Source organism: Inquilinus limosus MP06, from assembly GCF_000767795.1.
Taxonomy (GTDB): domain Bacteria; phylum Pseudomonadota; class Alphaproteobacteria; order DSM-16000; family Inquilinaceae; genus Inquilinus; species Inquilinus limosus_E.
The window spans coordinates 1-18,799 of the sequence record NZ_JANX01000055.1; the positions used below are offsets into that span (position 1 = coordinate 1).

The following is an 18,799-nucleotide window of genomic DNA, read 5'->3' on the forward strand; positions in this document are numbered from 1 at the left end:
GCATGGTCGCCAACCTGACCAATGCCGATGCCGATACCCGCATCGTCGAGACCGCTTCCGGTATCGGCTTCGGCCTCGCCGTCGGCCAGGGCGCCGGCGCCAAAGGCGCGGTACTGGGCGCCGCAGCCGCCACGGGTTTCGTCGGCGTCTCGATCCGCGACGTCGTGCTCGATCCGTCCGACGGCGACGCCTACCCGCAGGGCGCCGGCATCGCCGTGCTGACCGAGGGCGACATCTGGGTCGCGACCGGCGGCGCGGTGGCTCCGGGCGACAACGCCGTGTTCGAGGCCGCGACCGGCATCTTGTCCAGCCTGCCGGCCGACGCCACCCACTTCGCCATCGCCGGCGCCCGCTGGATGACCGCTGCCGTCAGCGGCGGCCTGGCCGTCCTGCGGCTGGGCGGCGCGCTGCCATCCGCCTGACCTCCACCGCCCAGCCCCTTCGAAGGAGCCTTCCATGTTCGCATTCGACGCTCAGCAGGCGCTGGGCTTCCTGATCTCCCAGACCGCCGCCATCGAGGCCCAGGCCTACGAGATCCAGTACCCCGACATCCAGTATCCGGCCCTGGTGCCGGTCGACACCTCGGCCAATCCCTGGACCAAGAGCGTCACCTTCTTCTCCACCGACAAGCTCGGCCAGGCCGAGTGGTTCAACCACTTCGGCAAGGACATGCCGCTGGCGGATGTCGAGCGTAGCGAGCATCAGCACCCGGTCGAGATGGCGGCCGTGGGATATCGCTATACCGCCGAGGAGCTGGGCCAGGCCATGCTGGTGCCCGGCCTGAATCTGTCGGCAGACCGCGCCGCGGCGGCGGTGCGCGCCTATGAGGAGTTCATGGACGGCGTCGCCCTGCGCGGCGTGCCGCCCAGCGGCACCGCCAGGGGCTGGACCGGGCTGATCAACGACCCGAACGTCACCGCCGGCCTGGTCGCCAATGACGGCACCGGCGCGTCCACCGCCTGGTCGGCGAAGACCCCGGACCAGATCCTGCGCGACATCAACGCGCTGCTGACCGGCGTCTACACCGGGTCGCTGACGGTCGAGATGGCGGACACGCTGCTGCTGCCGGTGGCGCGATTCGACGCCATCGCCACCATCGCCCGCACCGCGACCAGCGACGTCACCATCCTCGAGCATCTGCGCCGCAACAACACCTACACCGCCATCACCGGCGCGCCGCTGACCATCCGGGCCGTGCGCGGGCTGGAGACGGCGGGCGCCGGCAACACCGCCCGCATGGTCGCCTATCGCCGCGACCCGCAGGTGGTGAAGCTGCATCTGCCGATGCCGCACCGCTTCCAGGCGCCGTGGCAGTCCGGCCCGCTGGTGTTCGACGTCCCCGGCATCTTCCGCACCGGCGGGGTCGAGATCCGGCGGCCGAAGGCGTTCCGCTACGGCGACGGCATCTGAGCCGCCTGTCCGATCATGCCCCCGGGGCGGCCGCCTGGCGGCGGCGTCTGCGCGCTTCCGGTGCTCACGGACCTGAAGGTTCGCCGCGCGCCGGTTCTCGACGCCACCGCCGGCCGGCTCACTCCGCACGCATGCTCGAGCAGGCTTTGGTGTTCTCAGGGAGAAAAGACCATGCGCATCGCCAACATCTCGCCCGGCCCGCGCTTCCTCTATGCGCGCGGCCGGGCCCGGCTGGTCGAACCCGGCGAGACCGTCGAGTTCGACCTCAGCGAGGCCGAGGCGGAGAGCGTCCGGCAGCAGGCTGCGGCCGGGTTGCTGGCCGTGACCGACCCGCCCGCCGGCGAGAAGGCAGCGCGGGCCCGGCGGCCGGGACGGGGAGGGCGATGATGGACGGGCTCACTCCCGCCGATGTCAAGGTGCGGTTCCCGGGCTTCGCCGCGGCTGCCGACGCGACGGTGCAGGCGGCGCTGGACGAGGCGGCGCTGCTGGCCGGCACGGACTGGACCAGCGCGCCCGATGCCAGGCTGGGGCGGCTGCTGCTCACTGCCCATATCCTGACGCTGGACGGGCAGGGCAGCAGCGCCGAGGCCGCGGCGTTCGCGGCCGGCGGCTTCAGCCGGATACGCAGCGGCGCGCTGGAGCTGGAGCGGCCCGGCATCGCCGGGACGGAGCCGGGCCTGCTGGGCTCGACCAGCTATGGCCGCCGCTTCCTCGAGCTGCTGCAGCGCAACGTCCCGGCCGTGACGGTGGTGTAGCCATGTCCCTGCTCGACGGAGCTCTCCAGGCGATGTTCGGCGCCGCGTTCGGGCCGCTGCTGCTCGACGGCACGCTGCATGTCGCCGCCAAGGATGCGGAGGGCGGTATGATCCTGCCGCCCGTCTTTGTCGATGTCCCGGTCAAGGGCCATCGCGACGAGCTCGGCGACAGGCAGCGGGCCGATTGGGGCATCCCCGACCGGGCGGTTCGCCTGGTTGTGCTGCAGGCCAATGTCGCCGCGGAGCCGACCCCGGATGACGAGATTACCCTGGCCGGCGGCCGCTGGCGGATCGGCACGGTCGAGCGCGACCCGGCCGGCGCCGCCTGGATCCTGACCGGGATGCCGGCCTGATGGCGCGCGTCACCGGTGTCGATCGCCAGATCGCGCGTCTCAAGCGGGCCGGCGCGGCGGTTCGGCAGGAGGTCGGCAAGGCGGTGATCGCGGCGGCGAGGCTTGTCGCGGCAGAGGCGGTGAGCAGCATCTCCGCGGGCTGGATCAGCGGGCCGGACCACGTCCCCTCCAAGCCGGGTGAGCCGCCGAACGCCGATACCGGCCGGCTGCACGGCGCCATCGATGTCGTACGCCGGGACGAGCTGACGGCCGAGGTGGTCTCGGCCGCGCCCTATGCCGTCGACCTCGAATTCGGCACGTCGCGCGTCGCAGCCCGCCCCTATCTGCGGCCGGCGACGGCGAAAAGGCGAGCTGAGGCGGTCGAGCTGATCCGCCGGGCCGCCCGTCGCGGCCTGGCAAAGGACTGAAGCCCGTGATGTCGGGTTCGCATGGAGAGAAACAATGCCTTGGATTCGGTTTACCGCCGATTTCGATTACCGGCCGTCGCGACGCCTGACCCTGGCCTACAGGGAGGGAGCGACCTTGCTGGTCCCGACCGCCGCGGCCCTGGCCGCCGAGGCCGCGGGCGCCGGTCGCCGCGTGCCCAGGCCGAAGGCAAAGCATGAGCGGCCGTGACCTGTCCGGCCAACTGCGCCGCGCGGCGGTCGCGGCGCTGCTGGCCGATCCCGGCGTGGCGGCCCTGGTCGGCACCCGGATCTATGACTACGTCCCAGCCGCGCCGGCCTATCCCTTCCTGCGCTGCACCACCGCGATCGCGTCGCCCTGGGAGGCCACGGGCGCGGTGCAGGGCAGCCTGGTCCGGCTTCAGTTCGACGCCTTCACCAAGGACTATGGCCACGCCTCGGCCGAACTGCTGGCGGCCGCGGTGGTCACGGCGCTGGACGAAGCCGATCTCGCGTTTCCCGAAGGCTCACTGGTGTCGCTGCAATGGCGCCAGACCCGTCTGCTCGACGATCCCGCGGAGCAGGGCGTGACCCACGGGGTGATCGAGTTCGAGAGCATCGCGGCGCTGTAGCGCCGTTCCTATCAACCCATGCCGACCCCGGCATACCCGGCCCCGCCGTCGCGCGGGGCCGTTTCATTCGAGGAGATCCCGATGGCCCAGGCCAAGACCTTCCGTTTTTCCGACGTCATGATCTTGCTCGGCAACGGGGCGGCCCCGACCGAGGTCTTCGCCGCGCCCTGCGGCCTGACCGAGTTGGGCATGACCATCGCCAGCGACACCAATGAGAGCATCATCCCGGACTGCGACAACCCGGACGATCCCGCCTGGAAGATCACCGACATCACCGCGCTGCAGATGACCCTGAGCGGGCAGGGGGTGCTGGACCGCAACGCCCGCAAGACCTGGGAGGACTGGGCCTTCGGTGGCACAGAGAAGACCGTCCGCTGGGTCTATGACGTCACCGCGGCCGATTTCGGCGGCTACTATCAGGCGCCGGCGATCCTGACCAGCTATCAGGTCACCGCTCAGCGCGGCCAGCGGGCGACCGTGCAGATCGCCATCACCCTGAACGGCAAGCCGGCCTGGACGGCAGCGGCGTGATGGCGGGCCAACCGAACATCTCGGCCGAGGTCGAGCTGAGCTGGGCGGACGGGACCTATCTGTTCGCCTTGAAGCTGAAGCAGATCGAGGAGCTGCAGCGGCTGTGCAATGCGGGGCTGGGCGAGATCGCCCAGCGCCTGCTGGTGGAGCGGCGCTGGCGCGTCGGAGACATCGTCGAGACCATCCGGCTGGGCCTGATCGGCGGCGGCCTGCCGGCGGTGCGGGCGCGCGAGCTGGTCGACACCTATCTCGACGGCCGGCCGCTGGCGGATCCGCGCGACCCGGCGAATCCGCTGACGACGGCCCAGGCGGTCATCATGGCGGCTTATTTCGGCGTCGCCGAAGCGGCGGAGGAGTCGGAGGGAAAAGCCGAGGCCGCGGCGGGCGACGGGACGGATGGATCGACGTCGCGGCCTTCACCGGGCAAGCCTTCGCGCTCGGCTTCTCGCCGCTCGACATCGGCCGGATGAGCCTAGCCGAATTCCTGACGGCCGGTCGGGCCTATGCCAGGATCATGGACCCCGCCGGTGCGCCGGCCGCGGCCCCGCCGAATGACGATGCCTTCGACGAGATGCTGGCCAGGGCCCGGCAGGCGGGCTTCCTGGCCAGGTAACGATCAGGCCACCCGGAGGAATCGGATCAGGCCGTGCGGTGAGATCCGCTTTTTTAAGGACAGAGGTCTCGAATCACGAGGGCGGCGTCTTGATGCGCCTCCATATCGGCTTCGTTGTCCAATGCGAGGGCGGCGTCGTTCACCCGGTCGCCGACCCGCCTGAGATCCTCGAGATCCGCGTCCTTGAGGTCCGGATACTTCGTCCGCAGCGAGAGGATGATGGAAAGGATGATCGGCTTCTGCTGAACCAGCAGCTTTCCCTGATCCAGGGCCTTCATCTGGTACTGCATCCCCTTGATGAACGAGCCTTTGATGGCGGCGCATTGCTGAGGGGTGAGGGCGGATGCGGGCGCAGACAGGCCGATCACAGCGGCGGCTGCGATCAGTCGAAGCGTCAGTGTGATCATCCTTGATCCTTCGGCACGCCGCCCTCCAGCAGCCCCTCGGCGGCCGGTTCGATCATTTTCGGTAAAAAAAGTAGCATAAAACATCTATTCCCCCACCAAAAATAGAAGACAACTTTCCCACGGACCCCGTCTCGTGTCGAGCCGATTTTTGCTGAGGTGTCCCCATGGCACAAGCCGCAGACCAGATCGTCGTCGAAGTGACGGCCGTCGTCGGCCAGTACAACCAGGCGATGATCCAGGTCGCCAACGTCACCATCAACAACATGAAGGCGGCCGAGGACGCTGCGAAGAAGAGCTCGGACGCGATCGGGAAAGCCCTTGAGACGGCCGCTTCCCGCGTGCCAGGCCTGATCAAGGGTCTGGCCGAGGGCCGGAGTGCGCTGCAACTGTTCCTTGGAGAGGCGGCGGAGCTGCTGCCGATCTTCGGGCCCTGGGGAATCGCCCTCGGCGTGGCGGCGGGTGCGCTGGGGTCCGTCCTGGAAAACTTCGATCTCCTGACCGGGCGCGTCCGGGTCAGCGCCGACGAGCTGGCGCGCATGAATGCCGAGCTGGAGGGGACGAAGGGGGCGGCCGCCGCCCTGGAGGGCGGCTATGACGCACTGATCGCTAAGCTCGCGACAATGAGTGAGCTGCAGAAAGGGGCCTTCATCATCTCGCAGGAAACAAGCCTGCAGAATGATCTGACGGAACTCGAAAAGGTCATCGCGTCGACCTCGGGGAACATCAAGGACAACCTCTACGATATCCGGGGCCAGATGCTGCGGACCTTCGGCGGGGTCACGGAGGAAGCGGGGCGCTTTGCCGAGAGATTCCAGACACTGCTGGACACCTTCGCGGACGGCAAGTTGCCGATCGAGCAGTATCAAGAATTTCAGCGGATGCTGGAAGTACTGTCGACCAATGCCACGCCGGAGATGAACGCGGTCCTCAAACAGCTCTCCGATCAGCTGATCATTGCAGGCGCCCAGGCCGAGGAGTTCAACAGGAAGAAGGAACAGACGGCTGCCGTCATCAACACCGTCAACGGCCGTTTCAGCGACAGCAATCGACTCCTGGTCGACCAGCGTTCCAACCTGGCCGAGGCCGGTTCGGCGGCCGATGGATACGCCAAGTCGATGCGGGAGGCCGGAGAAGCGCAGCTGTCCTTTGGCAGACGCAGGGTCCGGACGGGTTTCGTCCAGCTTCCCCCGCCCGAAACCGGCTCCCCCGAAGACCCGTCCGCCCAGGGGGCGCTCGGCAATGTGTTCCAGGGCATCGATCTCTCCAGCCTCAAGTCGGATGAGCTGTCGAACTGGTTCCGCTATCCAAGGAATACCGGGAGCGGCCGAGGTGACGGCCATGGTGGCGGCGTGCCGAAGCAGACCGAGGAACAAAAGGCACTCAACCAGCAGTTGGCCGAAGCGCAGCGCCTCTACGAGCAGACTCTCACGCCCATCGAAAAATTTGCCGAGGCCCAGGGTCGGATCCTGTCGCTTCATACGGCCCTGAGGGATGCCCTGGGGGGCGAAAAAGCCGCTCTGGAGGTGATGAACCGCGCCCTCCAGCAGGCAGCCGACATCTATGCCGAGGAACAGGAGAAAATCGATAAGACCAAGGAGAATGCTGAAGCGGCGAAGGCGCGGCAGAAGGAACTGGGAGACGCAATCAGCGCGGTCGGCGACGTCTTCAAGGAGGGCATCAAGGGAGCCAAGGACTTCAACGACGCCTTGGACAAGATCGGGCTTAGCCTGCTCGATCTGGTGGCGAAGGGTCTGTTCGGTCAGGGCTCCCTGGGTGGGCTGTTCAATCAGATCTTTGGCAACGATACCGGCGCGGCCGGCATTCTCAGCTGGCTGGGAGCCTCCTCCGCGCCGTCCGCCGGCGGAGCCTCCGGTGGCGGCCTCGGCAGCCTGATCGGATCAGGCCTGTCCTGGCTGGGCGGCTTGTTCGGCGGCGGCCTGGCCGGCGGCGGCCAAGCACTTCCCGGCCGGCTGTACCAGGTCGGCGAGACCGGGCGGGAATGGTTCGCCCCTTCCGTCCCCGGCCAAGTGATCCCGAACCACGTGATCAAGGCCGCGGCCGGCGGCGGCAACGCGTCGGGGCCGCCGATCAACTTCAACATTAGCCTAGCGGGTGCCAATGGCGACCGGACCATCGCCGAGATCGCTGCGGCCGCGGTCAAGAAGGGCCTGGCCCAGGTGCCCGAGATCAACCGCCAGCATCGGATCCGCTTCGCATGACCGACAACCCGATCATCATCTACGACTGGCCCCCGATCCTCGTGGCCAATGCGGAGATGTTCCGCATCGACGCCCGCACCCGCTCCGGCGGCGAGACCATCTCCGGCCGCGAGCAGGTGGTGGGATCGGGGCTCGGACGCTGGGTGGCGCGGCTGACGGTCCCGCTGCATACGCCGGCCAAGATCCGGGCCATGCGCTCGCTGATGGCGCGCCTCGAGGGGCGGGCCAACGGCGTCCGCGTCGGGCCGTGCGACTGCCGGAACGGCAATCGGCTGACCCCGGCGATCCATGACATTCCCTATCGCGACAAGGCCCGACACGGCGACGGTGCCGGCTTCGTGCAGGGCGGCGCATCGCCGAGCATGGCCGAGGCCGCCTCCGCCGGCGCGATCTTCCTCAAGATCGTGAACGGATCGACGGCGCTGCCGGTCCTGGAGGGTTCGTTCATCGGCATCGCCGGCTATCTGTATGTCGTCGTCGGCGTCACCCCGTTGCCGGAGGAGACGACGCGCCTGGAGATCCGGCCGAAGCTGCGCGTGGAGGCGCCTGACGGCGCCCCGGTCGAGTGGTGTCGCGCCCGCGTCCCAATGCGCCTGACGGCCGACGACAGCGGCGAATTCGAGCTCCAGCTCGCCCGCATGGGCACGGCGACGCTCGACCTCGTGGAGATGTGGTGATGCAGCTGTTCACAGAGACGATCCGCGAGCAGGCGCGGGGACAGCATGTCGTCTGCTCCCTGTTCGTCACCTTCGAGTTCAAGAGCGGCCCGATGCGGGTGTGGGAAGGCGACGGTCCGCTCGATCGCGGTGGCGTGACGTGGCGCGGGATGGGCCATCGCCAGGACAAGCAAAGCAACCCACTGCAGTCGATCGAAGGGCTGGAGCAGGCGATCAACGGCACGGCACCGCAGCTGAACCTGACCTTGTCGGGCGTCGATCCCAAGGTCGTCGCGGCGGCCCGGAAAGACGCCGATGCCGACGAGATCGAGGGCCGCAACCTGGCGATCTCGATCGGCTTCTTCGATGCCGCCCGATCCAGCCTGGTGCCGCTCGACAATCTCGTCCGGCTGGGTACTTGGATCATGCAGAAGCCCAGCTTCACCGCCACCGGCCCGACGCTGCGCACCATCTCGCTGCCCTGCGAGACGATCTTCGCCCAGCGCAGCCGCGCCCCGTTCGGGATGCTGACGGACCGCGACCAGCAGCGGCGCTTCCCGGGCGATCAGGCCCTCGAATTCATTCCCAAAATGGTGGATCGGACGGTGACATGGCCGGAGTTCTAGCGGATCTCGCCGTACATTGTCGCGTCGGTGCGTCCGGCGCGTTCCAGCCCGGCCGGATGGATTGCTGCACATGGGCGGCGGACTGGGTGATGTCACAGACCCGGCGGGACCCGATGGCCGCGTGGCGCGGCCGCTATCGCACGGTGCTGGGTCTCAAGCGGCTGCTGCGTCGAAGCGGAGGAATGGAGGACATGCTGGCGGCGGGCATGCAGTCCATCGGTGCGACCCGGATCGATCCCTCCGAAGCCGTCGCCGGCGATATCGGGGTGATCCTGGCCGTCAGCCCGTCCGGCGATATCGAGCCGTCCGCAGCCATCCGCGGCCAGCTCGGCTGGCTGGCCAAGCTCGGCGACGGCCTGTGGCGCGCGCCCTCGGCGATGGCCGCCTGGAGGCTTCCGTAATGGGACCCGCAATCGTCATCGCCATTGGCGTCGGCACTGCCGCGGCATCCGGCGGCGCGATCGCGGCTGGCGCCGCCGCGACGGGACTTTTCCTGGGACTCGGAACCGTCGCCTGGACAGCAATCGGCGTCGGCCTGTCGATCGTGGGCACCCTGGCGCAGACCCTGCTGGCGCCGCAGCCGCCACGGCCGAAATTCCAGGACGGCAGCCAGGTCGTCAAGCAGGCGGTGCCCCCACGCGTGCGCTGCTATGGCCTTTACCGGCTGGGCGGCGCCTATATCGACTATGTCGGCGATGGCGGCGACCTGAAGGTCCTGCTGTGCCATTGCGCCCATGAAGTCGCGAGCATCGAGAAGCATTGGCTGAACGATGAGGTCGTGACGGTCGATGGCGCCCACGGCGGCGCGGTCACCAGCGGTGGCTACAACAAGTTCCGATCCGGCACCGACAGTTCCGTCTATGTCATCAACCACCTGGGCTCGCCCGACCAGACGATCGCATTCGGTGTGGATCACTGGCTGCCGAAGCCGGGAGAGAACCCCCCGAAGCATCGCGGCCGCGGGTTGTGCGCGACCTACGTCAAATATGCAGACCTCAAGCCGGAGCAGCAGCAGGAGGTCTTCCCGAATGGTCCCCCGGCCTATCGAGCAACGCTGAAAGGCGCCAAGATCTACGATCCGCGGCCGGCGGCCCACCAGACGGCGGGCGATGAGTCGACCTATGCCTGGTCGGACAATGCGGCCCTGGTGATCCTGGATTACCTGACCCGCACCGAGAACGGCGTGCCGGTCGGGTTTGGCTTCAAGCTGGACCAGATGGATCTGGAGAGCTTCAAGGTCGCGGCGCAGGTCTGCGACCAGCTCGTGCCGCGCAAGGGCAATGCCTCGGCGCCGGAGAAGCGCTGGTGCGTGTGGGGCGCCTATGAGCTCACCGAGGATCGTAAGACCGTGCTGTCCGACCTGCTCGACGCCTGCGGCGGCCGGATCACCCAGGCACCGGACGGCAAGCTCGGGCTCACGGTCGGGGCGGGAAAGATCGGGCATCCGGACTCGCCGGATGTGCCCGGCATGCCCGCAGCTTCGGTCACTATCAACGATGATCAGATCCTCGAATACGACTTCTCGGCCGGCAAGGCGGCGATCGAGCGGATCAACGAGGTCCGCGCCACCTATGTCAGCCAGGACCAGGACTGGTCGGAGGTCGAGGCCGGCATCCAGCTCGACCCGGCCTCGATCGAGCGCAACGGCACCGAGAGCAGCCAGATCAAGCTGCGTTTCGTGCCGTCCGAAAGCCAAGCCCAGCGCGTTGCCCGATACACCCTGAAGCGCGGGAACCCGGCGTGGTCCGGCCGCATCCGCGGCACGCTGGCGCTGCTCGACGCCTGGGGCGAGCGCTGGGTGCGGCTGACGCTCGCCGAGCTCGCAATCAACCAGATCTTCGAGGTCACGTCGATGCGCCTGGACCGCACCACGATGGCAGTCGAGATGGAGGTGACCAGCTATGACGGCTGGTGGGACTGGAATGCGGATGAGGACGAGGCCGAGCCGGCGGCGGTCCCGGCCGGCGACGGTGGCGAAGGCGACATGCCGCTCCCGGAGGAGGTCGCCGTCACCATCGATCATCGGGCGATCAACGGGCAAAACTATGCGGCGATCGGCATCATCTCGTGGAAGCCGCCGCCGCGCAGCGTCTTCGTTGGCGAGGCGCGGTACAGGCCGGTCACGCAGCCGGCTTCGCCGTGGATGATCCTGACGGCCGAGCAGGATGCCAGCCGGGTGGAGACCGGCGCGCTGGCCGACGGTCAGCTCTATGAGGCGCAGGCGCGTTTCCTCGGGCCGCGACGGACGGCGGGCGATTGGGCGCCGAGGGATCCGGAGGATGAGGACAGCCCGGTGCGGTTCACGGCGACGGCCGATCCCGTAGCGCCTGGAATGCCCTTCGGCCTCACGGCGCAGGCCGGCGTGCCGGGCCCGGGACAGATAACGGTCACGGCGACGGCGCCGAACAGCCCCAACCACGCCGCGCTGCGGTTCTGGCGCAACGCCAGCGACAGCTATCCCGGCGCGACACAGGTCGGGGTGCTGTATGGGGGGCCGAACTCGACCCGCAGCGTGGTCGACACGCCGGGGCTCGGCGACTGGTGGTACTTCGCCACCGCCGAGAACTGGTCCGGCGTGAAGAGCGCGCCGACCAGCCGCGTGCTGGCGGAGCTGGCTCCGGCCGCGCCGGTGATCACGGATCCGGCGGGGTCGGCCGCGACCTATGAGCGGCGGCCGACGGTATCGGGCGGCGGTGCGGTGCCGGGCGCGGCGATCCGGCTCTATGCCAATGCGATGCAGGTCGGAACCGGGACGGCGAATGGTGCCGGCGCTTGGTCCGTCATACCCTCGACCGATCTCGGGACCGGTGCCAACGCCATGACGGCGACGCAGACCGCCGCAGGCAACGAAAGCGTGGCGTCCGGGGCGGTGACCATCACGGTCAATCCGATCGACAGCGATGCGTGGGCCTATATCGCGGCCATGGCCGTGAGGCCTGCCTATGCCCGGCAGACGCTGATCAAGACCCTGGTGGAGAGCCTGAAATCGGCCGGCCTCTGGTCCAAGCTGGATTGCCTGCACCTGCTGGCCGCACATCATGAGCAGACTTCACGCCTGAATGTCCGGGCGCCGGGCAGTTTCACTCTGGTGGCGACATCGGCGGGCTCGACGGCACCTGGTTTCACGACCGATCGCGGCTGGCTGGGCGGCGGGGCCGGCGCCACGGCCGGGGGCTACCTGGCCGGAGGCTTCAACGCGACCATCGGCACCAACCAGCTGCAGCAGAACAGCGCGCATCTGGCGGTATGGGTGCATCAGGCCTCATCCGGCAGCGTATCGGGCGCGTTCCGGGAGGCCGGTGGCGGTCAGGCGCTGATTGCCTGCCGGAACCCGGCCGCCGTGCTGTGGTGCATGGCCAACGCCGGCGGTGCCGACGCCCCGGCACAGAGCGGAGACGGCACGGGCTTCTATGCCTGGAGCCGGCAGAGTGCGGCCAGCTACCACGCCTACCAGGACGTGGCTGATCTGGGAGCGATCAGCCGGGCCTCGGCGACGCCGGTGGCCGGGACCTTCCATGTGTTGCGTGGCGGCTCCGGCTACTCCAACGCCCGGGTCGCCGCGGCTTGCTGGGGGGCGGGGCTCAGCGCCGCCGAGATCTCGGCCTTGCGGAACGCGCTGCACGATTATCTCGCGGCGATCGGTGCCGCGTCCTGACGCCGCCCGGCGGCGACCACCACGGACAACCTGATGGAGTGATGCGGTCATGGCAATTCCGACCGTTGACGAGGTGTGGGCCGATTTCAACGCCGATGGCTCGGTGAAGGAGCCGAGCAAGCAGGACATCCGGCGCCTGTTGCGGTTCATCCAGGCGATCGCCGCGGCCAACGGGATGAAGACGTATCCCAACAAGGCGGCGATGGATGCGGATCTGACCCAGGCCGACGGCACGCCAGCGCTGCTCTGGGCCGACCCGGTCGAGGCAAACAACTATCCGACGGTCTGGACCTGGAATGACCCAACTAACCAGTGGATTGAGGGGGGTGATCGGATCTCGTCGCTGAAAACCACCGTTGACCTGCAGGCGCAATATATCAAGGGCGCCGCGGGTGGTGTGGACGGGATCTATGCGGCGACCGGCGCCCCGCGGCCTGTCGTCTTTACGGATGCCTCTTCCTATAACCAAACCTGGACGTCGATCTCCAATCCGCAGACGCGTTTTAACATCGTGCCAAGTGATGCCGGCCTCGAGGTGGAGGGGCTTTCGGCTCTCACTACTCCCTGGCCGGTGGGGATCAAGATGTCCTGGGATCTCGTTCCCGGCGACAGCTACTACTTCGAGGGCGTTTACACGGCCGGGTCGAGTTTCACGCAACTCGGCTTTTGGTTCGGCACTGATCCGGTGACGAGTGGCGATCTCTCAGGCGGTACCAGGATGGTCGTCTATCGAGACAGAGTCCTGATTCCTTGCCTGGCGAACGGCATTACCGGCGATGGATCGCGCACGATCACGCCCGGCTGGGGCGCTACCGATCCGGTAGGGGTTGGGGTGGTTTTTGGCTTTGCGATCGATGTTCTCGGAGATCGATCGCTTCGATATAAGGTTTACCGGAATGGGATCCAACAACTGGTCGATGTTGTTGTCACACCGCCCGGCCCGGCCGGTGCACTTGTGGTGGGGCTGAACATCATCAACGGCGCCACCGGCCGTATCACCAAGTTGCTGCGAAAGACCAATCCCGGAAAGACTATCTGGATCGACAACACGGTGGCCGCGAGCGGCGACGGCTCGCGCGGAAGCCCGCTTAAAACCGTGCTCGACGTTCCTGCCTATCTGGCAAAGATCGGCTATCAAGACGAGATCACGATCAATTGGCTGAGCGATGACGACTACGGCTACCTGCAGTGCAAGGACACCTTGGCTGGAAAGTGGAACCTGAATGGCAGGCCGGGAGGCAGGACACGGCTGAATGGCTATCTTCAGGAAACGGTCCCCTGGACCGTCGTTCCCGGCACCAGCGGAACAGTCTACTCGACCCCACAGAAGTGGGGTACAGAACCTCGCTCCCAGCTTAACCAGCCGTTCGTAATCGGGGCGAGTCATAGTCCACGGCCATGGTTCACCTTTCCAGATATGGCTTTGCCTCAGGTGGTGACCAACAACGGCGGGGTCGACATGGCCGGCCTGTCGGGGGGCGGATTCGCGATCTCTCTCGGCGTCATCTACATCCGCCTCCCAGATGGGTTGGGACCTGATCCGGCGGCGGCCACAGTTCGGCTGTCACGGACTCACTATGTGGTCGAGATTGTTGGTGGGCCCGAGGTGAACATGAACAACCTCGTGCTGCAATACTCATCCCAGCATCTGTTCGCGGGTGGCTCTGGTCGGGGCATCATTAACAATTGCGAGGCCTATTGGTCCGCATATGACGCCAACGGCTTCGAGTGCCAAAACGGATCGTACAGGTTCTTGCGTCCGAAGGTGAAGTACATCGGCAACGATGGGATCGGACGCACTCCCAGGGCGGATATCTCGCATCTTCCGTATCAGACCGGAGTCAGGCAGGTGATCGAGATCATCGACGGCGAGATCTCTCACACTAGAGCAGGCGATGGAGTGTCACAACATTTCAACGAAGAAAACCAAAACTCATGTGAAACCAGGGTCATCAATACCTGGATCCATGACTGCTGGAAGTGCGGCCTTGTTAGCCTGGACGATCTGATGGTGGTCGAGGGCGGGGTGATCGAACGCTGTGGTACGGCGCAGCTTTCATTGTTCGGCGTAACGACTGCCTCTGCAGCGGGGCGGATCCAGCAGGCGTTCGTCAATGGAACCGTGATCGATCCGCAGGGTCTCGGCACGATTGGAGTCCAGAATCTGTATACCGACGGTATGGCGCTGATGCGCTGCGATCTCGTCGGTGTATGGATCGGGACACCCGCGGCTGGTGGTGGGGGTGGCGAGTTGATGCTGTCAGCCCAGTCGCTGGCCGGACAGACGCGAGATCCGAGCAAGAACGTCCTGGCCTACCGGAACTGCGTCACGGAGCGCCCTGCCGGCAGCGTCGCCAAGGTCGGCGGCGGAACCGCCGGCACATTCCTGCCGATCGCAGCGAACACTCTAATCTAAAGGCAGCCTGGCTTCGGCCGCCCAAAGATGAAGATTCAGCAGTTGCGCAGGTTGCCGTCGTCAAATGCGCATAGTGGCCGACTGACGAAGACGGTCTCGTCGAGCGGCCACTACCGCGCCAATTCGATGTCCGAGCTCGATCGACGGCTTTTCCAGCAGCGAGAAAATGAACCACGCGATGCCGATGGCCAGGGCGAACGAGATTGGGACGCTGATCCATACAGGAAGGTCCATGCCGGTCGTAGAGAGCACCAGCCGGGTGAGATCTCTAGCATGAACATGGAATAGGTAGAGACTGTAGCTGATATAGCCGAGCCAGACAAATCTCCTCCCGGTGATCTTGATGGCCGTCGAGAAAGCGATGAAACCGCCAATCCCAGAGAGATAGGAAATTGTGTATCGAACCCAATTCTCTTCGAGACCGAGATCGATGTTGTAGGCCAATAGGCTGATGACCGGGATTGCCGCGATGTAAAGAGCAAGCATGATGCATGCGTAGAGGCGATGCTCTCCGGAGCCGTTGACGATGGCCTCCCGCCACAACGTACCCCAGAACATGATGCTCAGCGAGAGCGGGACCGCGACAGGCATCCTTCGCTCGAGATAGAAACGCACCAAGGCGCAGAGCGCGCCGACAGCCAGACATCCGAAGCTCGCCGCAACCGTGAATTTCGGGCGTTGGAGCCACCCGCCCGCGAAGGCGAGAGCGCACATCAAATAGAACAGAAGTTCAATGAACAGTGTCCAGTAGACGCCAATAATGTTCGGTTGCCCCAGCGCAGTCTGCGCCATCGTAACATTCGCGATGACGGTAGCGATCGAGGGAAGTTCGACGCCACTGACGAGAACAAGGAGGAGGTAGCCAGCCATTGAGAGCCAGTACGCCGGATACAATCTGAAAAATCTAGAGATCAGGAAGCGTTGAAGGGGAGCAGGCCCCTTCGGAAAGCTGAACGGAATGACGAAACCGCTGATCGCAAAAAACATCACCACCCCGACTTTGCCGGGGTCGATGACATCGTAGATCAGAGTGCGCGTCCAGCCTTCGGCGATTGGCTGCACATTGTGCATCAGCACTACTAGTAGCGCGGCGATGCCTCGCATGGAGTCGATATAGCCCAGGCGGCCGGATTTTGCGGGGCTGATCGTGTTCATGCTGAGACAAGCTCACGGCGCGCCAGCCGAGGGAGAGCGGTCGAACGTCTGGATATGGCGACGGCTATCCAGAACGCGATAAAAGCGAGATTAAAGAAAATTCCATATGCTGCGAGGAAGGTATTAATCACAACCGCAGACGTCATCTGCATCACAAATGTTATGTAAAGCGGCAGTGCCGCTATATCCCCAAGCAACACCCGGCGCCGCACGAACGAGACGATTCCACCTAGTAATAGGCAAAAGATGGGGGACAATGTCCCGAAATCTACGTAAAATGGTCCAAACAAAGTTGTATAGATGCCAACACGTGGAGTTGAAAAGACTAAAACATTGGGGTCATACCTGATCCCCCATAAAGCATAAAATAAACGTGGAAAGAAAGAAAATCCATATTCTCCCCATTGATCGCCTCGGGTGTAGTATTCTACTAGATATGTGAATTCTGGAACTCCGTGAAGTACGTATTGAGCAAATGTTGTTGATATAAATAGAGTGTCTCTGCTCCAATTAGATAGGGTGGATGCCGTTGAGTAGTAGGTACTGGTCACCGGAACAAGATGCGTGAATGCCGAAAATTTGATAACTCCTTCGACTTTAAGTCCTAACTCCGTAAGTCTCTCGATAAATATTAGTCCACCTCCGTAAATCAGAGCAACAAAACAAAGAGTGATGCCGAGGACAAGCGTCATCGATGTCCGCCGAAAGACGATGAGGCGTGTAATTGCGAGCATGCCGATGCTCATGAACATGCTGGAGCGGGAGCCGATGACGATGGTGAGCAGAGGCCAGAGAAGGGCCAAGCTGATGCTCGTCCAGGAACGGCCAACAGCATCGCCGTTCCGTTTCGCCACGGCATGCACCATGTAGGGGACGAGCGTGAACGGGATGAACAGGGTCGACGCCATCGAAAACGCGTTGCTACCTGCACTTTCGATGCGTTCTCGATTCTCGATGAAGCCGGCATCGATCGTGAGGCCTCGGAGGACCGCCCAATCGAACACACGCAACGCAATTCCCATCATGCCGAGGACAAAGGTGACTTTATAGAGCTTTCTCAGTGAGGAGTGGCGCGCGTCCCAATTGACCAAGAGATCGGGAGGCTTCCTCGGCTCGAACAGGATTAACCCGCCAGCTAGGCTAACGAAACAGGCTGCGAGAACGACATAGGGATATGCCTGGTTGGCGATATACATCTGGATCGGTGCGATCCAAAAGATCACCAGCCAGGCTCCGCACATCCCTAACAGCATACTGATCGGCGTGAATGCCCGGGGATTGATTAGGCTGTGGCCGGTGATCCTGGTCATGATGGGCGGTTCATTCTTCCATATTCTGCGGCAGCACGTTGATCCCCGGCTCGCGTCGGCCGAAGCAGAGCATGCCGGTGTTGTCGGTGTGGTTGAACAATGTGCAGCCGAAGCGGCCGATATCGTTCCGCATCATGATCGCGCCGATCATGGCCAGGTCGTATTTGTTCATTTCCATGATGGGCTCGTTCCAAGGGCGTCGTCGCGAGAGATTATAGGCCCAATGCAGCGGCGGCAGCCGATAGCGAAGCCAGTTCAGGCGCCGCCGCCGGTCTCGTATGTCGCCGACTGTGAAATGGAGCGCGAACGAGCCGCCAGGCCGGAGGAGCTTCAGAAGCTTGTCGATGATGGCGTAGCCCTGCTCCGGCCGGATGTGCTGCAGCACGACGAAGGTGTTCACGAAATCGAAGGTTTCGGACTCGCCCGCCAGTTCATCGAGCGAGGAGAAGACCCGAAGCGTATCGGAGGGGACGTTCTGCCTGGTGAGCGCCAACTGGTCCGGGGAGACGTCGACGCCGACGATACCATCGAAACGATCGACGAGCTGGAGCAGCAGGCGCCCGGCACCGCAGCCGAAATCGAGTGCCTTGCCGCGCTGCCGAGGTGCAACGTCGTAGCGGGCCAGCTGCTCGAAGACATGATCCATGTGGATCTTGCCGGTCTCGAAGAACCGGCCGCGCCACCGGCTCTCGAACTCCTTGGTCTCAATTCCGACAATGCCGTAGTAGGGGTTTTCCTTTCCCCATCGTTGCCATTGACGATCCGTCGCTGATGGCATCGCCTGCTCCCGAACAAATGATTCTGAATATCGAAGCATGATCCTCTGGCGGGGTGCCGGAGGGTGTCAAGCGGCGTGACGCTCCGTCACATCGTCAGCCTCGCCGGCGTGGGATGCGGCCCTCGAGAGGCTCCCTGGCGCTCAACGGGACGGCTGAACCGGGAATTCGATGCCGCCCTGCGGCGCGATCCGCCCGCCGAGCTGCTTCACGGCGGGGGCGATGGCGCGGTCGAGCACGCTCGGCTGCTTCGCCTGTGGCGGGGGAGGCGCACGCCCCGGTCCGGCGCAAGCCGACAGCCCGGCCAGAAGCAGCGCCCCGGCAAGCCTCACCCATCCGCCCATGTCGCCCCCCTTCGTCGGCATCGCCGCCGATCCTAGCGCCTGCCGTGGCGGGGCGGCAGCGGCTTTTCAAGACCGGCCCCGCCATGCGCGGGGCATCCACCTTCAGGAGACCGGAATGGCTGGACCCACCCGCGGCGAGCGGAACAACAACCCCGGCAATATCGAGCGGATCGCCGCCAACCCGTGGCAGGGGCGCCTGTCGGAGGCCGAATACCGCCTCACCACCGAATTCCGGCAGAATGGCGGCCGGTTCGAAGTGTTCTCCGCCCCGGTCTGGGGCATCCGCGCCTTGGCCGCGCTGCTGATCGCCTATCAGGACCGACACGGTCTGCGCACCATCCGGGGCATCATCTCGCGCTGGGCCCCCGGCCACGAGAACGACACCAGCGCCTATGTCGCGCATGTGGCGGCGCTGACGGGCTTCGGGCCGGACGCCTTGCTCGACCTGCACGGCTACCAGCATCTGGCGCCGCTGGTGATGGCCGTGATCACCCATGAGAACGGCCGGAATGCCTATCCGGATTCGGTGATCGACGACGGCCTGCTGCGGGCCGGCGT

22 protein-coding genes are annotated in these 18,799 nt (G+C 65.3%); 17 read left to right on the forward strand and 5 right to left on the reverse strand.

Features of this window, described 5'->3' with window-relative positions:
* The 10 genes from P409_RS38740 to P409_RS38745 all read left to right on the forward strand — a co-directional run.
* Positions 1-422 (forward strand): structural cement protein Gp24 (locus P409_RS38740; protein ID WP_052120130.1); only part of this gene is annotated, 422 nt, incomplete at its 5' end.
* Between the two features lie 34 nt (positions 423-456).
* Positions 457-1,410, forward strand: a complete 954-nt coding sequence (locus P409_RS07025; RefSeq protein WP_034833537.1) for a DUF2184 domain-containing protein — start codon at positions 457-459, stop codon at positions 1,408-1,410.
* Between the two features lie 171 nt (positions 1,411-1,581).
* Entirely contained in the window at positions 1,582-1,797 is a 216-nt protein-coding gene (locus P409_RS07030) for a hypothetical protein (protein WP_034833539.1), read from the forward strand.
* Complete coding sequence (locus tag P409_RS07035; protein WP_034833542.1) at positions 1,797-2,165, forward strand: DUF4054 domain-containing protein; 369 nt, start codon at positions 1,797-1,799, stop codon at positions 2,163-2,165. Before P409_RS07030 ends, P409_RS07035 begins: the two co-directional genes overlap by 1 nt.
* Positions 2,166-2,167: 2 nt before the next feature.
* Positions 2,168-2,518, forward strand: a complete 351-nt coding sequence (locus tag P409_RS07040) for a hypothetical protein (RefSeq protein WP_034833544.1) — start codon at positions 2,168-2,170, stop codon at positions 2,516-2,518.
* Positions 2,518-2,925 (forward strand): HK97 gp10 family phage protein, encoded by a 408-nt coding sequence (locus P409_RS07045; protein ID WP_034833546.1) that lies wholly within the window; start codon positions 2,518-2,520, stop codon positions 2,923-2,925. The genes P409_RS07040 and P409_RS07045 overlap by 1 nt, the downstream gene beginning before the upstream one ends.
* A gap of 194 nt (positions 2,926-3,119) precedes the next feature.
* On the forward strand, positions 3,120-3,533 hold the full coding sequence (locus P409_RS07050; protein WP_034833548.1) for a DUF3168 domain-containing protein: 414 nt from the start codon (positions 3,120-3,122) through the stop codon (positions 3,531-3,533).
* A gap of 81 nt (positions 3,534-3,614) precedes the next feature.
* Positions 3,615-4,064, forward strand: coding sequence for a phage tail tube protein (locus tag P409_RS36085; RefSeq protein ID WP_052120133.1), 450 nt, complete (start codon positions 3,615-3,617; stop codon positions 4,062-4,064).
* Positions 4,064-4,534: a gene transfer agent family protein gene (locus P409_RS07060; RefSeq protein WP_034833551.1), complete on the forward strand. Its 471-nt coding sequence runs from the start codon at positions 4,064-4,066 to the stop codon at positions 4,532-4,534. Before P409_RS36085 ends, P409_RS07060 begins: the two co-directional genes overlap by 1 nt.
* Complete coding sequence (locus P409_RS38745; RefSeq protein WP_161790354.1) at positions 4,531-4,677, forward strand: hypothetical protein; 147 nt, start codon at positions 4,531-4,533, stop codon at positions 4,675-4,677. The genes P409_RS07060 and P409_RS38745 overlap by 4 nt, the downstream gene beginning before the upstream one ends.
* Before the next feature lie 53 nt (positions 4,678-4,730).
* On the opposite strand, the gene P409_RS07065 is transcribed toward P409_RS38745, so the two are convergent.
* Entirely contained in the window at positions 4,731-5,084 is a 354-nt protein-coding gene (locus P409_RS07065) for a hypothetical protein (RefSeq protein WP_034833553.1), read from the reverse strand.
* A 164-nt stretch (positions 5,085-5,248) separates the two neighbouring features.
* Between P409_RS07065 and P409_RS36090 the strand changes: the two genes are divergently transcribed.
* From P409_RS36090 to P409_RS07095, 6 genes are read left to right on the forward strand one after another with little or no spacing between them, the layout of a single operon-like run.
* On the forward strand, positions 5,249-7,303 hold the full coding sequence (locus P409_RS36090; RefSeq protein ID WP_052120134.1) for a hypothetical protein: 2,055 nt from the start codon (positions 5,249-5,251) through the stop codon (positions 7,301-7,303).
* The gene (locus P409_RS07075; protein WP_034833555.1) at positions 7,300-7,980 is read left to right on the forward strand and encodes a hypothetical protein; all 681 of its coding nucleotides are present in this window, start codon (positions 7,300-7,302) and stop codon (positions 7,978-7,980) included. Before P409_RS36090 ends, P409_RS07075 begins: the two co-directional genes overlap by 4 nt.
* Positions 7,980-8,585: a hypothetical protein gene (locus tag P409_RS07080; protein ID WP_034833557.1), complete on the forward strand. Its 606-nt coding sequence runs from the start codon at positions 7,980-7,982 to the stop codon at positions 8,583-8,585. The genes P409_RS07075 and P409_RS07080 overlap by 1 nt, the downstream gene beginning before the upstream one ends.
* Positions 8,570-8,986, forward strand: a complete 417-nt coding sequence (locus P409_RS38750; protein WP_430515626.1) for a DUF6950 family protein — start codon at positions 8,570-8,572, stop codon at positions 8,984-8,986. Before P409_RS07080 ends, P409_RS38750 begins: the two co-directional genes overlap by 16 nt.
* The gene (locus tag P409_RS07090; protein WP_034833561.1) at positions 8,986-12,240 is read left to right on the forward strand and encodes a phage tail protein; all 3,255 of its coding nucleotides are present in this window, start codon (positions 8,986-8,988) and stop codon (positions 12,238-12,240) included. Before P409_RS38750 ends, P409_RS07090 begins: the two co-directional genes overlap by 1 nt.
* Positions 12,241-12,289: 49 nt before the next feature.
* Positions 12,290-14,656, forward strand: a complete 2,367-nt coding sequence (locus tag P409_RS07095; RefSeq protein WP_034833564.1) for a hypothetical protein — start codon at positions 12,290-12,292, stop codon at positions 14,654-14,656.
* 60 nt (positions 14,657-14,716) lie between these two features.
* Here P409_RS07095 and P409_RS07100 read toward each other — a convergent pair whose 3' ends face one another.
* From P409_RS07100 to P409_RS07110, 4 genes are all read right to left on the reverse strand, one after another.
* Positions 14,717-15,811: an acyltransferase family protein gene (locus P409_RS07100; protein WP_052120135.1), complete on the reverse strand. Its 1,095-nt coding sequence runs from the start codon at positions 15,809-15,811 to the stop codon at positions 14,717-14,719.
* A complete protein-coding gene (locus P409_RS37820) occupies positions 15,808-17,121 on the reverse strand; it encodes an O-antigen polymerase (RefSeq protein ID WP_152613267.1) in 1,314 nt (437 codons plus the stop codon). Before P409_RS37820 ends, P409_RS07100 begins: the two co-directional genes overlap by 4 nt.
* Positions 17,122-17,131: 10 nt before the next feature.
* Complete coding sequence (locus P409_RS36095; RefSeq protein WP_052120136.1) at positions 17,132-17,899, reverse strand: class I SAM-dependent methyltransferase; 768 nt, start codon at positions 17,897-17,899, stop codon at positions 17,132-17,134.
* Positions 17,900-18,040: 141 nt separating this feature from the next.
* Complete coding sequence (locus P409_RS07110) at positions 18,041-18,262, reverse strand: hypothetical protein (RefSeq protein ID WP_034833566.1); 222 nt, start codon at positions 18,260-18,262, stop codon at positions 18,041-18,043.
* Positions 18,263-18,356: 94 nt separating this feature from the next.
* Between P409_RS07110 and P409_RS07115 the strand changes: the two genes are divergently transcribed.
* The coding region (locus P409_RS07115) for a hypothetical protein (RefSeq protein ID WP_034833568.1) at positions 18,357-18,799 on the forward strand (443 nt) is incomplete at its 3' end.

What these genes read in the sequence shown, in the direction of transcription:
- P409_RS07025 (WP_034833537.1), top strand. Translation starts at nt 457, where the DNA reads ATGTTCGCATTCGACGCTCAGCAGGCGCTGGGCTTCCTGATCTCCCAG.
- P409_RS07030 (WP_034833539.1), top strand. Translation starts at nt 1,582, where the DNA reads ATGCGCATCGCCAACATCTCGCCCGGCCCGCGCTTCCTCTATGCGCGC.
- P409_RS07035 (WP_034833542.1), top strand. Translation starts at nt 1,797, where the DNA reads ATGGACGGGCTCACTCCCGCCGATGTCAAGGTGCGGTTCCCGGGCTTC.
- P409_RS07040 (WP_034833544.1), top strand. Translation starts at nt 2,168, where the DNA reads ATGTCCCTGCTCGACGGAGCTCTCCAGGCGATGTTCGGCGCCGCGTTC.
- P409_RS07045 (WP_034833546.1), top strand. Translation starts at nt 2,518, where the DNA reads ATGGCGCGCGTCACCGGTGTCGATCGCCAGATCGCGCGTCTCAAGCGG.
- P409_RS07050 (WP_034833548.1), top strand. Translation starts at nt 3,120, where the DNA reads ATGAGCGGCCGTGACCTGTCCGGCCAACTGCGCCGCGCGGCGGTCGCG.
- P409_RS36085 (WP_052120133.1), top strand. Translation starts at nt 3,615, where the DNA reads ATGGCCCAGGCCAAGACCTTCCGTTTTTCCGACGTCATGATCTTGCTC.
- P409_RS07060 (WP_034833551.1), top strand. Translation starts at nt 4,064, where the DNA reads ATGGCGGGCCAACCGAACATCTCGGCCGAGGTCGAGCTGAGCTGGGCG.
- P409_RS38745 (WP_161790354.1), top strand. Translation starts at nt 4,531, where the DNA reads ATGAGCCTAGCCGAATTCCTGACGGCCGGTCGGGCCTATGCCAGGATC.
- P409_RS07065 (WP_034833553.1), bottom strand. Translation starts at nt 5,084, where the DNA reads ATGATCACACTGACGCTTCGACTGATCGCAGCCGCCGCTGTGATCGGC.
- P409_RS36090 (WP_052120134.1), top strand. Translation starts at nt 5,249, where the DNA reads ATGGCACAAGCCGCAGACCAGATCGTCGTCGAAGTGACGGCCGTCGTC.
- P409_RS07075 (WP_034833555.1), top strand. Translation starts at nt 7,300, where the DNA reads ATGACCGACAACCCGATCATCATCTACGACTGGCCCCCGATCCTCGTG.
- P409_RS07080 (WP_034833557.1), top strand. Translation starts at nt 7,980, where the DNA reads ATGCAGCTGTTCACAGAGACGATCCGCGAGCAGGCGCGGGGACAGCAT.
- P409_RS38750 (WP_430515626.1), top strand. Translation starts at nt 8,570, where the DNA reads ATGGCCGGAGTTCTAGCGGATCTCGCCGTACATTGTCGCGTCGGTGCG.
- P409_RS07090 (WP_034833561.1), top strand. Translation starts at nt 8,986, where the DNA reads ATGGGACCCGCAATCGTCATCGCCATTGGCGTCGGCACTGCCGCGGCA.
- P409_RS07095 (WP_034833564.1), top strand. Translation starts at nt 12,290, where the DNA reads ATGGCAATTCCGACCGTTGACGAGGTGTGGGCCGATTTCAACGCCGAT.
- P409_RS07100 (WP_052120135.1), bottom strand. Translation starts at nt 15,811, where the DNA reads ATGAACACGATCAGCCCCGCAAAATCCGGCCGCCTGGGCTATATCGAC.
- P409_RS37820 (WP_152613267.1), bottom strand. Translation starts at nt 17,121, where the DNA reads ATGACCAGGATCACCGGCCACAGCCTAATCAATCCCCGGGCATTCACG.
- P409_RS36095 (WP_052120136.1), bottom strand. Translation starts at nt 17,899, where the DNA reads ATGCCATCAGCGACGGATCGTCAATGGCAACGATGGGGAAAGGAAAAC.
- P409_RS07110 (WP_034833566.1), bottom strand. Translation starts at nt 18,262, where the DNA reads ATGCCGACGAAGGGGGGCGACATGGGCGGATGGGTGAGGCTTGCCGGG.